This window comes from Methylobacter sp. (assembly GCF_023227905.1).
Taxonomy (GTDB): domain Bacteria; phylum Pseudomonadota; class Gammaproteobacteria; order Methylococcales; family Methylomonadaceae; genus Methylobacter_A.
In genome coordinates, this window is sequence record NZ_JALOCF010000078.1 from 1 (window position 1) to 15,464 (window position 15,464).

Below are 15,464 nucleotides of genomic sequence, written 5' to 3' on the forward strand. Positions count from 1 at the left end.
CAGTTGGTAGAGTCCCGGATTGTGATTCCGGTTGTCGCGGGTTCGAGCCCCGTCGTTCACCCCATTAAAACAGTAGCTTAAGCAGCATTAACAATAGTAGCGTTTTGGCCTGTAACTTTACAGTTCGCTGCGAACTTGGCTAAATGTTCAGGCGCAAGGGCGTACCGATGTACCATCTCATAACTTGCCCAACCGCCCAATTATTCTTTTAGAATATGTAGTGGCGTTCCATTCTGCACATGCCAGCTTGCCCAAGTATGGCGTAAATCATGTCACCTAAATAATTCAATGCCAGCACGTTTTAGTGCTTTGCGCCACACAAGTGTTCCTGCTTTTGCAACCGGCTTACCTTTAGAGGTAAACATATGGGTGTGGTGTTTTCCTATTTGTGCTTTGAGTACGGCACAGCATCATCATTTAACGGTACACCAATCGCTTTTTTAGCCTTGGCTTTGTCTGTGGCGCCAGTAGATCGGTATATTGTTTTTCCACTAATTGTAAATTTGTAATACCAGATTTCGTTACGTTTAAAGAGCATTGTGTTTCTCCATTTTGTGACGCTATCCGTTTGCCGTGTTCAGTGTACTGCGAGTCGCATATCATTTTGAGTATGGTAAGTTAGGCTTTTTAGAAAATTCATTGTTGTTCGCGTGGTATGCGTTCCCTGATAAAATTGCTATGGTTTGAAGTTTATGAACCATTAGCTTTTCGGCTTTTGTAATTTGTTGGGCATGCAGCTTTATCATGATGGTGTTATCGCCCCAGGAAATGACCCATAATTTTTGAAAGGGGGTATGAATGTCGGGTATTTAAGCGGTAGTACATGAATAAGCCCTGGCTGGTACCAAACTAGAAGGCCATGCCTGTAAAGTAGCGTACAATATTTACTGCCTTCGGCATTAGCTCTTCTAGTTAGTTAAATAGTCATTAAAAACAATATGATATTGATTGTAAGTGATCAGTTATGACGCTATTTACTGGCAAATATTAGGCGCTAATTTACTGGTTTTGGCTTACAATCTAATTATAAAATGCCGTTGAGCCTTTATTCCTGAAAGCTCACATTGTCAGAATGATGTCGATGATGATAAAAATCCAATCAAACAAACTTCACATCGCGCATGTTCGAACATCAGACAAGTCCATTCAAGAGTTAGAAACTCATTTACTTGAAGTTGCAGAAATCACCAAAAAATTAGCCGCCAAAATCAACGCAGCTGAAGCAGGAGAACTGATAGGGCTTTTGCATGATTTCGGTAAATACAGCACGTCTTTTCAGAACTACATACAATCCGGTACCGGCTTGCTGAATGCCGATATTGACGATGATTATGTTGATGCGATTGCGTTAAAAGGCAAAATAGACCATTCCACAGCAGGTGCACAGTGGGTATGGGCGGCGCTGAGTAAATACGGCAAAAACGGCGAGGGCAAATTATGCGGTCAATTATTGGCGCTTTGTATTGCCTCACATCACAGCGGATTGATCGATTGTTTAAAACCGGATGGAGTCAACGGCTTCAAAAAACGTATCGAAAAACCGGATGCGGAATCACAGCTGGTTGAATGCGAACAAAATGCCGATATATCTATTTCAGCTAAGGCGCTGAACCTGGCCGGTAAGTCTTTACTTACAGTCATGCTCGACCAATTAAAATTATTAACTCGGCAAGAGCAGCATGGGCAAGCAATATCAGAAGCCATTCAACACTTTTATATCGGCTTTTGGACGCGGTTTTTATTCAGCTGCTTAATAGATGCAGACCGTATCAACAGCGCCGATTTTGAAAATCCACATCAAGCAGCTTGCCGTAATAAAGCCGTGCCGTGGGACATTGCGATTAATCGTATGGAGTTGTTTTTAACCGAGCAACTAACAAATAAAGACCAAGACCTTAGCATCAACACTATACGGCGCACGATTTCCGAAGCCTGCAAAAACAGGGCGCAGGATGCACAAGGCATTTATACCCTGACCGTACCTACCGGCGGCGGCAAGACCTACGCCAGCCTTCGGTATGCATTGCATCATGCAAAAAAACATAGTTTGGAACGGATTATCTACATCATTCCCTACACCTCGATTATCGAGCAAAACGCTTCAGCCATTCGCAAGGTTATCGAACAGGAAGGCGATCAATATCCCTGGGTGCTTGAACACCACTCGAACTTGGAGCCCGAAAATCAAACCTGGCACAGCAAACTGGCAGCTGAAAACTGGGATGCCCCGATAGTGCTGACCACGATGGTGCAGTTTCTGGAAACACTGTTTAGCGGCGGTACGCGCGGCGTCCGACGCCTACATCAACTGGCTAACAGCGTCATTATCTTCGATGAAATCCAAACCTTGCCCATTAACTGCACCCATCTGTTTTGTAACGCGCTTAACTTTTTAAGCGCTTATGCCAACACAACGGCAGTGTTATGTACGGCGACTCAACCGTTGCTGGATCAATTGAAGTCGCCCGAAAAGGGACAATTACTGATTCCCAAGGAAAACGAATTAATCGACGATAAACGCCAGTTGTTCGAGAAACTAAAACGCGTTGAAATCAGCAATAAAACCAAACCGGAAGGCTGGTCGGAACAGGAAATAGCCGCACTGGCATTGTCCGAACTGGGCAGCAAAGGCAGTTGCCTGGTTATCGTCAACACCAAAGCCTGGGCGCAAGCCCTGTATATGCAATGCTCGGAAACCGTCGATAAAGACAGCCTATTCCACTTAAGCACCAACCAATGTTCTGCACACCGTAGCGAGATTTTCAACAGAATGCGTTTGCGTTTGGATGCTCAGCTGCCGGTCTTATGCTTCAGCACCCAACTGATTGAAGCCGGTGTCGATATAGATTTTGCCAGCGTTATCCGTTTTTTGGCGGGGCTGGACTCGATAGCCCAAGCGGCCGGGCGTTGCAATAGAAATGGCCGTTTGGAAACGGCTACCGTGCATGTCATTAACCCGGCACAGGAAACCATTAATCAGCTGATCGACATTAAAGTCGGGCAGGAAAAAACCAGGCGCGTATTAAGCGAGTTTAAGGACAAGGCTTTATTAGACCCGGAAGTCATGGCTCAGTATTTTAACTATTATTTTTATGATGATGAGCGAGCGGAAAAAATGGTTTATCCGTTAACCGCAAAAGAGGCCGGAATACCAAATTCTATGCTGAGTTTGCTGAGTGAAAATAAATTAAATACCCACCCGGATGAACCGCCTCAGCTACGATTTAAACAATTAAGACAATCGTTCAAGACCGCAGGTGATGCGTTTAAAGCCATAGACGCACCGACCCAGTCGGTCATTGTGCCGTATGAACAGGGAAAAGAATTGATTACCGAACTCTGTGGCATTGCCAAAAAGTTTGATGCCGCCAGTTACTACACCTATTTAAAACAGGCGCAAAAATTCAGCGTCAACGTCTTCCCGAATGTGTGGAAACAATTGCTTGAACAAAATGCAGTGTACGAAATTCATTCTGGCGAAGGCGTGTATTGCCTGGATGAGCGCTATTACAGCAAAGAATTCGGCTTATCATCAAAGCCCGTCAGCAAAGCCGAAGCGGATATTTTATAAGGACAAACAACTATGAAAAACAGCATTAGTGTTACCTCGTTCCCACGCGCTGCGCCGCGAGTCACGATCAACGTCTTGCGCATACGGGACGCAGCGCGTCCAGCCCCTCGTTCCCACGTAGCGAGTGGGAACGAGGGGAAAGTCATGAAAAACAGCATCAGTTTTTCGCTGGTTCCCAAGCTCCGGCTTGGGAACCCAGTTATGCGAAGCTCTAGCTTCGCGAGACTGGATAGGAAGCTGGAGCTTCCAAGACTGCATTCCCAAGCTGGAGCTTGGGGACGAGCGCAAGAAAAAATTGAAAGCCCCAATAAACCAAACCCAAAGGAGCGCAAGTGAAAAACAGCATCAGTTTTCGATTATGGGGCCGGTACGCGTTATTTACCGATCCTATCACCAAAGTGGGCGGCGAAAAATGTTCGTACCACCTGCCGACTTACGAGGCGATAAAGGGCGTACTCAAGTCCATCTACTGGAAGCCGACGCTGATTTGGCATGTAGATAAAGTCAGGGTCATGAAGCCGTTACGCACCCAAACCAAAGGCACCAAGCCGTTAGTCTGGGGCGGCGGCAATAGTCTGGCGATTTACACTTTTTTACGCGATGTCGAATACCAAGTTGAAGCGCATTTTGAATGGAACCTCCATCGCCCAGAATTGGCAGGCGACCGGATTGACGGCAAGCATTACAACATCCTGAAACGCACTCTGGAAAAAGGCGGCAGACAGGATATTTTTTTAGGCACCCGCGATTGTCAGGCCTATGTCGAGCCTTGTGAGTTCGGTGCAGGCGAGGGCGCATACGACAACCTTGAAGAATTGGCTTTTGGCTTGATGTTTCATAGCTTTACCTACCCGGATGAAACCGGTATTGATGAGCTGCATAGCCAATTTTGGCAGGCAACGCTTAAGGAGGGTATTTTAGAATTCCCCCGCCCCGAAGATTGCTTGGTGCGGCGCTTTGTCCGTCCGATGAGCGTAAAAGAATTCGGTGTCGGCACAAACCTGCTGGCCGTTGAGGATGAAGAGGCACAATTATGAGCTGGATGGAAAAGCTTTATCAGACTTATGAAGCAGGCATATTGCTGGATTTGCCCCAGGCGCAACTGCCGATGCCGACCAGCCATACCTTGCAAAATGCGCATATCAACATCGTGCTTGATGGCATAGGTAATTTCAAACGTGCGTCTGTTTTGGAAAAAACACAGATTGTTTTACCGGCTACGGAAAGCTCTGCCAGCCGCAGTAGCGGCGAAGCGCCGCATCCGCTTGCCGATAAATTGCAATATGTCGCCAAAGATTATCAAGCCTATGGCGGACAGAAAAAAGCCTATTTCGAAAGTTACAAGAAACAATTGCAATCATGGTGCGAATCAGCCCAAGCGCATGATAAAGTCAGGGCCGTGTATCACTACATCGAAAAAGGCACGGTAATCCAGGATTTGCTGGCGCATAACATTGTCTTCGTCGGCCCGGACGATAAGCTTTTAAGCCAATGGAACAGCGATGCGGGCGAAACGCCGCCCCTGTTTAAAGCTCTACCCAAAGAAAAAGGCCTGTTGGATCAAGGTTCGGCCTTAGTTTGTTGGACGGTGGAAAAAGCCTCCGATCCCAACGCAGACACTTGGAAAGACGCATCCATCCAGGCCAGCTGGATAGCCTACGATACTTCGGATGGCAGCAATACGGGCTTATGCTTTATCACCGGAAACGAGCAGACCTTATCCACCAAGCATCCGGCCAAAATACGCCATTCCGGCGATAAGGCCAAGTTGATCTCGTCGAACGACAGCGGCGGTTATACCTACCGGGGCAGATTTATCGACGATGCCGAAGCCTGCGGCATCGGTTTCGATGTTTCGCAAAAAGCGCACAATGCATTAAGTTGGCTTATTGCAAGGCAAGGTTTTAGAAACAGCGATCAAGCCTATGTGTCCTGGGCCGTATCGGGCAAACCGATACCCGAGCCTTTGGCCGATACCTATTCATGGTTGCACGAAGACAGCGAATACGACCTTGATGAAGTGGACGTAAATCCAGAGACGGAACAGGAAACACGGCCGGATCACAGCCGCAATTTAGGCCAATACTTTGCGCTGCAACTTAAAAACTACATGGCTGGCTATGCGGCAAAATTAAGTCCGACCGAGCAAATCATCGTCATGGGCATCGATTCCGCCACACCGGGACGAATGGGCGTTATCTATTATCGGGAGCTGTTAAGGGACGACTTTCTTAACCGGCTTGAAACTTGGCATACCGAGTTTGCTTGGCCGCAACGTCATACCCGTGAAATAGCCGACAAGCCCGGCAAAAAACCTAGAACCAAAGTCATTTGGCCGGTCAGTTCGCCGGTGCCTATGGCGATAGCAAAGGCCGCTTACGGCGAAAACGTGCCGGACAATCTGAAGAAAAAAGTCATTGAACGCCTTATTCCCTGCATCATCGACGGTCAAACCTTTCCCAGGGATTTGCTCGATAGTTGTGTACGAAAAGCGAGTAACCGGATCGGCTACGCCAGCGATATGCAGTGGCTATGGGAAAAAAATTTAGGGGTAGCTTGCGCATTATTCAAAGGCTACCACCGTCGACACCCTGATTTAAACCAACGGAGAAACTATGCCATGGCACTAGAAGAAAACTACCATTCGCGCGATTACCTGTACGGACGGCTGTTAGCCATTGCCGAACGCATAGAAGACGTGGCGTTAAGTGTAAGCGGTGAAAATCGTTCGACGACCGCAGCGCGGCTAATGCAACGCTTTGCCGACCGCCCTTATGCCACTTGGCGAACTATTGAATTGGCTTTACAGCCTTACATGCAGCGTTTGCGAGTCTCAAGAGCAGGATTTTTAACGAATCAATTAAAGGAAATGGACTTGATCTTGGCGCTGTTTAAGCACGAGGAATTTAGCAGCAAAGAAGCATTATCCGGCGAATTTTTATTGGGCTACCACTGCCAACGCCAAAAACAACGAACCAAAACCGAAACCGAAACCACCGACGAAACCCCATCACAAGGAGGCACAGAATGAGTGCATTAAGCCACAAAGTAGATTTTGCGATTATCTTCAGCGTTAAACATGCCAATCCCAACGGCGACCCGCTGAACGGCAATCGCCCCCGCACCGACTACGACGGTTTTGGTGAGATCACCGATGTCTGCCTGAAGCGTAAAATTCGTGATCGTCTGCAAACAGAAGGGCATCCCATTTTTGTGCAATCCGACGAGAAAAAAACCGACGGTCTACCCAGCCTTAAGGCAAGGGCCGATTCCGATACGGTAGGCCTCGGCAAAGAGGCCTTCAACCCGAAGAAAAATACCAAAGATCAGACTGCGGTGCTGGCCTGTGCAAAATGGCTGGATGTCCGCGCCTTCGGTCAAGTCTTCGCATTCGGCAAGGAAGCCGATGCAGCCGGTGTTTCCATTGCCATTAGAGGCCCGGTGACCATTCAATCGGCGTTTAGCGTCGAACCCGTCAGCATCACCAGCACCCAGATTACCAAAAGCGTAAATGGCGAAGGCGACGGCAGTAAAAAAGGCTCGGATACCATGGGCATGAAGCACCGTGTGGACAGCGCAGTTTACGTGGCTTACGGTGCGATGACCCCGCAACTGGCCGATAAAACCGGCTTTAGCGATGAAGATGCCGACAGCATTAAAGCGATTCTGCCTAAATTATTCGAAGGCGACGCCTCATCCGCCAGACCGGAAGGCTCGATGGCGGTCAGCAAAGTTATTTGGTGGTCGCATAATTCAAAAGCGGGGCAATATTCGTCTGCCAAAGTTCATAATTCCCTGACCGTTAATCCCGACGGCAGCTATGACTTAAATGGATTTCAAGATTTGCAGCCGGAGATTATTGACGGGTTTTAAAACTTACGATGCAACACCGGCATGGGCATGAGTTGTTTTTTGTCTCCCTCTCAGCCAATGTATTAGTCATCCCCACAACTTGTATCAACGCCATCCCGGCAGGGATTGCCGGGATCCACGACTGCACGGATGCAGGAGGTAGAGCAACGCAGGAGCCGTTGCCGAGGGCACAGGGATATGATGGATTGTGCATACGAAAAAACAACCGTTTTGCCGCTGGTCTTTGGGCGGATTTATATCGGGATCCAGAAGTCGTTGATTGCCATCCATGGCTTCTGGATCCCGGCATTCCCTGCCGGGATGACGCGTTGTGTAGATGCCCATAAACCCAAAAAACAGGCGGGCGTGAAGGCTTTCAAAAAAACGCAACTTAAAAACTGTGGTTTTTAGGTTGAACCGAGCCGAAGGACTGGTCACGAACAGCTCAATTTAATGACAACTATGCAATCCCAAGAACCCATCTACCTCTCCCGCCTGCAACATTACCTGTTTTGCCCTAGGCAATTCGCGCTCATCGAACTGGAAGACATCTGGACAGAAAACCAGTTCACCGCCGAGGGCCAAGTATTGCATCAACGGGTAAATCAGGCCGACCAACAAAAACGCAAAGATGTGCGCACCGTATGGGCACTACGCTTGTCCAACGAAGAACTGGGCATAGAAGGTGTTGCCGATGTGGTGGAATACCATAAACAACCCGATGGCGCGGAAACACCTTACCCAATTGAATACAAACGCGGCAAGCCGAAAAAGCACAGTGCCGATGAGGTGCAGCTTTGCGCCCAGGCGCTGTGCCTGGAAGAGATGCACGGCGTTGCAGTGCCGGAGGGCGCGCTGTTTTACGGCGAAGTGCGCCGTCGGCATCCCGTGGTTTTCGATGAGGCATTGCGTGATTTAACCAGGCAAACCATCTTGGCCTGCCGCGCTATTGTGCAAACTAAAATTACCCCCAAAGCAAAGTACCACGCTAAAAAATGCCGAGGTTGCTCGTTAATCGATCAATGCCATCCCAAAGATTTCGGCAAATCCGCCGCCGCATGGCTGGCACAACAACTGACCAAGGATTAAACATGCGCCCTTTACGCAACGTCATTTATGTTCAAACGCAAAATTCCTGGCTGCATAAAGACAATGACAATCTGGTCTTAAAAGTCGAAAAGGAAACCAAGGCGCGGGTGCCGATACACAAATTACAAGGTTTAGTCTGCTTTGGGCAAGTGACGGTTTCGCCCTACCTGATGGCGCATTGTGCGGAAAACGGCATCACCATTACCTTTTTAAACATGTTCGGCAAATACCTGGCGCGTGTTGAAGGGCCGGTTAGCGGCAACGTGTTGCTGCGCCGCACCCAGCATTTAACCGGGCATGATGTGGAAAAAAGCGTCGCCATTGCCCAAACCATGCTGTCAGGCAAGCTTTATAACCAGCGCTACGTACTCAGACGGTATTTGCGCGATCATGGCGATAACATCAGCGACGATGCCGTACTTGCCCAATTGCAAACCGCAGAAAAACGCCTGACCCGCTGTTTGGCGCAACTGGCCGATTGCAAAGGCATCGACACACTGATGGGACGCGAAGGGGAAGCGGCGCAAGTGTACTTCGGCGTATTTAACCATTTGATACGACAAGCCGACTTTGAGTTCGACGTCCGCAGGCGGAGGCCGCCCACAGATCCTGTTAATGCCTTATTATCATTTTGTTATACGTTGCTGACTCATGATTGCCGTTCCGCATTGGAAACCACCGGGCTTGATCCTGCCAGCGGATTTCTTCATCAATTGCGTAGCGGCAGGCCCTCATTAGCGCTGGATTTGGCGGAAGAACTCAGACCCATGGTTGATCGTTTCGTATTGTCGCTAATCAACAGGCGGCAGTTGGTAGGCAAAGATTTCGAATCCTGGCCGAACGGATCGATCACCTTAAAAGATGACGCCCGCAAAACATTGTTAGCCGCATGGCAAGACCGCAAACAGGATACTTTGATGCATCCGTGGTTTGAAGAAACCGTGCCGGTCGGTTTATTGCCCTGGCTGCAAGCACAAGTGTTGGCAAGGTTTTTACGCGGCGACTGCGACAGTTACGTGCCGTTTTTGTGGAAATAGGGGAGTATTCAGCATGATGATCTTAGTGACTTACGACGTGAGTTTTCAAAATGAATCCGGGCCGAAACGTCTGCGTAGAATGTCCAAATTATGCCAAGTATACGGACAGCGGGTACAGTATTCGGTATTTGAAATCGAGGTTGATATGGCGCAATGGACGAAGTTAAAAAACGATTTGATAGCCGTGATGGATGAGTCGTTGGATAGCTTACGGTTTTACTACTTGGGCAATAATTGGGAACGGCGGATTGAACATATCGGTGCCAAAACTGCATTGGATTTAAACGGCTTGTTATTATTGTAATGCGAACCTGAAGCTCGCATAAAAAGCCAATGTTTCGCAGTAGCTTTAGTGCATTGATTGGTAAATGTTTTTTGTTATGGGTTAAATGATTTAAAATGCTTTTGGCAGATGTTTTGATTGGTTCGCAAATAATAGGCTTTTGGGCTATTAGATTCAGTCAGTTAAGCAAATGCCGTCGCGCCCCGCGTGGGCGCGTGGATTGAAACACATAACCGGCCAACGGCCCAGCTATTTGTGTGTCGCGCCCCGCGTGGGCGCGTGGATTGAAACCGTAACCGTTAAAGGGCAGGGCTTAATGTCTTCGTCGCGCCCCGCGTGGGCGCGTGGATTGAAACAAATTCTCGGTGCAGAAAAAGCAATCGAATTAGTCGCGCCCCGCGTGGGCGCGTGGATTGAAACAATTAAAACCAATAGTGCTCAGATTAAAAAGCGTCGCGCCCCGCGTGGGCGCGTGGATTGAAACGAAGGAACAAGCTGACGCGAAGGCCGCACAGCTGTCGCGCCCCGCGTGGGCGCGTGGATTGAAACGCCTCAAATGATTACATTAATTACCGGCACCCCGTCGCGCCCCGCGTGGGCGCGTGGATTGAAACACAGCGCACAAAGTCGCCGTCGGGTGATTCGAGTCGCGCCCCGCGTGGGCGCGTGGATTGAAACGGTTAATTTGCCCGATAAAAACAAGGATAGTCGTCGCGCCCCGCGTGGGCGCGTGGATTGAAACCGCGATTGCCGGGCTTAAAGGCGCTATCGCCGGGTCGCGCCCCGCGTGGGCGCGTGGATTGAAACATCGCGCGGTGACGCTGTTATTCGCCCGTATTCGTCGCGCCCCGCGTGGGCGCGTGGATTGAAACGGTCATTGACAGACAAGGTTAAAACTTGGAAGGTCGCGCCCCGCGTGGGCGCGTGGATTGAAACCTGCAGGCGGCTTGCGAATGCCTTTGACAGGATGTCGCGCCCCGCGTGGGCGCGTGGATTGAAACCGCGACGGGGTTAGGTTTGCGGAAGAAAAACAGTCGCGCCCCGCGTGGGCGCGTGGATTGAAACGGCTTGACCGGCGGCGTTTTCAGAAACTCCGGGGTCGCGCCCCGCGTGGGCGCGTGGATTGAAACTATATCTTAGAATTTAGATCACTATCCCCAGGAGTCGCGCCCCGCGTGGGCGCGTGGATTGAAACATTGCGAAAAAACGAAGATTAACCGTTGAAGATGTCGCGCCCCGCGTGGGCGCGTGGATTGAAACCGCTGTATCGCTATGAGAACACTCAGCCATTGTGTCGCGCCCCGCGTGGGCGCGTGGATTGAAACTTATCTTTTAGCCGTTCAAAAGCAGCGATAACGTCGCGCCCCGCGTGGGCGCGTGGATTGAAACTCAGACGGGAAACGTACCGCGCCGACCGTGCTGGTCGCGCCCCGCGTGGGCGCGTGGATTGAAACACTTGTCTATAGTAAAAGTGAAATTATTTCATTGTCGCGCCCCGCGTGGGCGCGTGGATTGAAACTACCGTTAAGGCTACCAAAAAACAGGCGAACCGTCGCGCCCCGCGTGGGCGCGTGGATTGAAACATGTCGAAAAATTGTGACATCGATGGGACGTATGTCGCGCCCCGCGTGGGCGCGTGGATTGAAACGTGATTGAGAATATTTCTACGACCGATGCCAATGGTCGCGCCCCGCGTGGGCGCGTGGATTGAAACAAACATAATCAATACTCCAGCCTAACCCGTAAAGTCGCGCCCCGCGTGGGCGCGTGGATTGAAACTTGCTGAAGCGTTAAGTCCTTACGATGTCGCAAGTCGCGCCCCGCGTGGGCGCGTGGATTGAAACAGCTCATCTTTATACGGACGACATGGCGGAGAGTCGCGCCCCGCGTGGGCGCGTGGATTGAAACCAGAAACAGGAGCATCAATTGAACTTATTACAGTCGCGCCCCGCGTGGGCGCGTGGATTGAAACATCAGATAAGAAAACAAACCATAGAACTTATAAGTCGCGCCCCGCGTGGGCGCGTGGATTGAAACCCGGCATTCGTTAACGGCCTCGCCGACTTCGGGTCGCGCCCCGCGTGGGCGCGTGGATTGAAACCCTCCGTCATGAGCAACCCGGTAGCTGTCGCCGTCGCGCCCCGCGTGGGCGCGTGGATTGAAACCAAGCCCTCAGCAATGCACAAAATATCTGTGGCGTCGCGCCCCGCGTGGGCGCGTGGATTGAAACACAGGCTGATGGTCATAGTGTAGCTATCGGTTGTCGCGCCCCGCGTGGGCGCGTGGATTGAAACTGCAAAAGGTACTATCGAATTACACCAGAGAGGTCGCGCCCCGCGTGGGCGCGTGGATTGAAACCCGGAACTAAGGCAGTCTGGCATAAGGGTTCGAGTCGCGCCCCGCGTGGGCGCGTGGATTGAAACAATTAACGCCACGTTGACAGCTATGGATGCGCGGTCGCGCCCCGCGTGGGCGCGTGGATTGAAACAAATACGACGAGGCCGAGATCGATGCGTGGGTGGTCGCGCCCCGCGTGGGCGCGTGGATTGAAACAAATACGACGAGGCCGAGATCGATGCGTGGGTGGTCGCGCCCCGCGTGGGCGCGTGGATTGAAACTTTACGCAGTTGGAGCGGATCTTCCAGAACTTGTCGCGCCCCGCGTGGGCGCGTGGATTGAAACAACTATACAAGGAATGGGTGGAGTTGCATCAAGTCGCGCCCCGCGTGGGCGCGTGGATTGAAACAATTGGGGGCAGGGGCAGATTGACGGAACGCTGGTCGCGCCCCGCGTGGGCGCGTGGATTGAAACAAAATGAGCAGCTCGGTGAGCTCGACCCACTGGGTCGCGCCCCGCGTGGGCGCGTGGATTGAAACAAATTACATGGACCACCGCTGTATTGATGAGTTGTCGCGCCCCGCGTGGGCGCGTGGATTGAAACCTGTATCGCCAATGCCGGGAAAAAGGAACAGGGTCGCGCCCCGCGTGGGCGCGTGGATTGAAACGCACAGATAGAGACCAAAACATCTGGCGGATGGGTCGCGCCCCGCGTGGGCGCGTGGATTGAAACTTACGAGTGGGCATTCTTTAAGCCGCTGGATACGTCGCGCCCCGCGTGGGCGCGTGGATTGAAACAATCCTTTCAGGTCAACCGACAGCGCCGGGATAGTCGCGCCCCGCGTGGGCGCGTGGATTGAAACTGTTTCCGCCTCGTACAGAGCACTAAGTACGTTGTCGCGCCCCGCGTGGGCGCGTGGATTGAAACTTGATAGGGCGTTCCAGCAACCGGAGTCAACGGTCGCGCCCCGCGTGGGCGCGTGGATTGAAACCAATAAAGCGCCAAATGGAATGGTTGGCACCACGTCGCGCCCCGCGTGGGCGCGTGGATTGAAACATTTATAGACCTCTGATTTGTGCTGTTTGCATGTCGCGCCCCGCGTGGGCGCGTGGATTGAAACCTCTTCCAGCACCACGCGAGTAAACGCCTTTTGTCGCGCCCCGCGTGGGCGCGTGGATTGAAACAGGCATGGATAGCGGCGGCACAGTCCGGCAATGTCGCGCCCCGCGTGGGCGCGTGGATTGAAACCATTCCTAGGCATAATTGGACTAAACAAGCATGTCGCGCCCCGCGTGGGCGCGTGGATTGAAACGCTGAGTTGTTTGGCTATCCGCGCCTTGCTCCAGGTCGCGCCCCGCGTGGGCGCGTGGATTGAAACTTCGCTTGTTATCCGTGTCATCGCTCCATTTACGTCGCGCCCCGCGTGGGCGCGTGGATTGAAACTAACCTGTCCGATGCCTGGCACAATTTTGAAGGTCGCGCCCCGCGTGGGCGCGTGGATTGAAACAATCGTCGTGTGGCATTCCCACCGCAAGACTTGTCGCGCCCCGCGTGGGCGCGTGGATTGAAACTTTTGAGTAAGGATTCTCGCACTAAGCAGGATGTCGCGCCCCGCGTGGGCGCGTGGATTGAAACACCAATCTGCCATCTTTGATGAGTCTATACAAGTCGCGCCCCGCGTGGGCGCGTGGATTGAAACCCAGGCTCAAAGATCAACTTGGCCGTGGACAAGTCGCGCCCCGCGTGGGCGCGTGGATTGAAACAATGGCGGTACTGGCGGTAATGCTGGGCTGTATGTCGCGCCCCGCGTGGGCGCGTGGATTGAAACTCATGGGCTGGTTCGACCGCCTGGAATGCAGATGTCGCGCCCCGCGTGGGCGCGTGGATTGAAACCCATAATACGACGTAACCCTGCCTAGACACCTGTCGCGCCCCGCGTGGGCGCGTGGATTGAAACTTGGCGAAGAAGAGTCTTTGGAGCAAATACAGGTCGCGCCCCGCGTGGGCGCGTGGATTGAAACTGACTTAAGCAGTGCGGCGGCTTCGGCATTGCTGTCGCGCCCCGCGTGGGCGCGTGGATTGAAACACAACAACAGGCACCGGGACTCTGACAGTAGGCGTCGCGCCCCGCGTGGGCGCGTGGATTGAAACGTCTAAATACGAGCGTCCGGCGGCTAAAGAAAGTCGCGCCCCGCGTGGGCGCGTGGATTGAAACGCAGACGATACTTGGAAACGCCGCATCGATTGCGTCGCGCCCCGCGTGGGCGCGTGGATTGAAACGCTATATTCGTAGCCATTGCTACGGCGTTTAGTCGCGCCCCGCGTGGGCGCGTGGATTGAAACGATTTTGAGCGTTGATTATAGCCGGGAATGGTGTCGCGCCCCGCGTGGGCGCGTGGATTGAAACATAGCGGTTGCTTCGCGGCGACTCCCAATCTCGTCGCGCCCCGCGTGGGCGCGTGGATTGAAACAGCAGATGGTCGGATTTGAAAAAAGTCATTTTGAGTCGCGCCCCGCGTGGGCGCGTGGATTGAAACCCAAGGCGCGAGTCAATCATTTCCCGATTGCCGGTCGCGCCCCGCGTGGGCGCGTGGATTGAAACGGTTGCGAGTCGGTTTGTTGTCCTGGCGGCGGCGTCGCGCCCCGCGTGGGCGCGTGGATTGAAACGGCCCTTGATGTACAGCCGATTGCTGTTTCGGTGTCGCGCCCCGCGTGGGCGCGTGGATTGAAACCAACGTTGTCGCGCGGCCGCCAGACGGTCATCGTCGCGCCCCGCGTGGGCGCGTGGATTGAAACACAAGGAATATATAAGTGGTAAAAAGCAAATCGTCGCGCCCCGCGTGGGCGCGTGGATTGAAACTAGGCTATCGGCGTGATCAGCCTTAGCCCTAATGTCGCGCCCCGCGTGGACTCACAATTATTGTAAATGGTCGGAATTAGGTTTGACTTGCGCAACGATTTTGCAACTGTGCGTAATATCGTAATGGTTTTATTAGGCTTATTTACCTTGGTTATTAATTGTGGAAAACAAATAACTAATTGGTTTTAATGATATTATTTGCTGTTGGTGGTGTTGTGATTCCGGTTGTCGCGGGTTCGAGCCCCGTCGTTCACCCCATTAAATTTATAGCTTACCTTAAGCTATAACTGTTCTTAAGATTAGTTCCTAAGTTCTTAGCAGAAAGTAAGTTGGTATTTAGAGCTGAAGCCATCCCCGATTTTGTCGATGGCCTGTTCCAGCTCAGTGGTCGTAAAGGTCTTGAAAGGCAGCCATTCATACTTCATTTTCTTCCA

Annotated in this window: 8 protein-coding genes and 1 CRISPR repeat array; all 8 genes read left to right on the forward strand. The window is 51.9% G+C overall.

Going from position 1 to position 15,464, the window contains the following annotated elements:
- Positions 1 to 1,081: 1,081 nt before the first annotated feature.
- The 8 genes from cas3 (at position 1,082) to cas2 (ending at position 9,853) form a co-directional block, all read left to right on the forward strand.
- Entirely contained in the window at positions 1,082 to 3,571 is a 2,490-nt protein-coding gene (cas3, locus tag M0R47_RS20095) for a CRISPR-associated helicase Cas3' (RefSeq protein WP_292558138.1), read from the forward strand.
- A gap of 332 nt (positions 3,572 to 3,903) precedes the next feature.
- Entirely contained in the window at positions 3,904 to 4,608 is a 705-nt protein-coding gene (gene cas5c / locus M0R47_RS20100; RefSeq protein ID WP_292558139.1) for a type I-C CRISPR-associated protein Cas5c, read from the forward strand.
- Positions 4,605 to 6,602 (forward strand): type I-C CRISPR-associated protein Cas8c/Csd1, encoded by a 1,998-nt coding sequence (cas8c, locus tag M0R47_RS20105; RefSeq protein ID WP_292558140.1) that lies wholly within the window; start codon positions 4,605 to 4,607, stop codon positions 6,600 to 6,602. Before cas5c ends, cas8c begins: the two co-directional genes overlap by 4 nt.
- Positions 6,599 to 7,444: a type I-C CRISPR-associated protein Cas7/Csd2 gene (gene cas7c / locus M0R47_RS20110; RefSeq protein ID WP_292558141.1), complete on the forward strand. Its 846-nt coding sequence runs from the start codon at positions 6,599 to 6,601 to the stop codon at positions 7,442 to 7,444. The genes cas8c and cas7c overlap by 4 nt, the downstream gene beginning before the upstream one ends.
- A gap of 177 nt (positions 7,445 to 7,621) precedes the next feature.
- On the forward strand, positions 7,622 to 7,834 hold the full coding sequence (locus M0R47_RS20115) for a hypothetical protein (RefSeq protein ID WP_292558142.1): 213 nt from the start codon (positions 7,622 to 7,624) through the stop codon (positions 7,832 to 7,834).
- A gap of 42 nt (positions 7,835 to 7,876) precedes the next feature.
- Entirely contained in the window at positions 7,877 to 8,512 is a 636-nt protein-coding gene (cas4, locus tag M0R47_RS20120; protein WP_292558143.1) for a CRISPR-associated protein Cas4, read from the forward strand.
- A 2-nt stretch (positions 8,513 to 8,514) separates the two neighbouring features.
- Positions 8,515 to 9,549, forward strand: coding sequence for a type I-C CRISPR-associated endonuclease Cas1c (gene cas1c / locus M0R47_RS20125; RefSeq protein WP_292558144.1), 1,035 nt, complete (start codon positions 8,515 to 8,517; stop codon positions 9,547 to 9,549).
- A gap of 13 nt (positions 9,550 to 9,562) precedes the next feature.
- Positions 9,563 to 9,853, forward strand: a complete 291-nt coding sequence (gene cas2, locus M0R47_RS20130; RefSeq protein WP_292558145.1) for a CRISPR-associated endonuclease Cas2 — start codon at positions 9,563 to 9,565, stop codon at positions 9,851 to 9,853.
- Between the two features lie 174 nt (positions 9,854 to 10,027).
- Positions 10,028 to 15,095: direct repeats of the CRISPR family, unit length 32 nt; unit sequence GTCGCGCCCCGCGTGGGCGCGTGGATTGAAAC.
- Positions 15,096 to 15,464: the final 369 nt, after the last annotated feature.

Coding starts and splice junctions, on each gene's coding strand:
- cas8c (WP_292558140.1), top strand. CDS start 4,605: ATGAGCTGGATGGAAAAGCTTTATCAGACTTATGAAGCAGGCATATTG.
- M0R47_RS20115 (WP_292558142.1), top strand. CDS start 7,622: ATGATGGATTGTGCATACGAAAAAACAACCGTTTTGCCGCTGGTCTTT.
- cas2 (WP_292558145.1), top strand. CDS start 9,563: ATGATGATCTTAGTGACTTACGACGTGAGTTTTCAAAATGAATCCGGG.
- cas7c (WP_292558141.1), top strand. CDS start 6,599: ATGAGTGCATTAAGCCACAAAGTAGATTTTGCGATTATCTTCAGCGTT.
- cas4 (WP_292558143.1), top strand. CDS start 7,877: ATGACAACTATGCAATCCCAAGAACCCATCTACCTCTCCCGCCTGCAA.
- cas1c (WP_292558144.1), top strand. CDS start 8,515: ATGCGCCCTTTACGCAACGTCATTTATGTTCAAACGCAAAATTCCTGG.
- cas3 (WP_292558138.1), top strand. CDS start 1,082: ATGATGATAAAAATCCAATCAAACAAACTTCACATCGCGCATGTTCGA.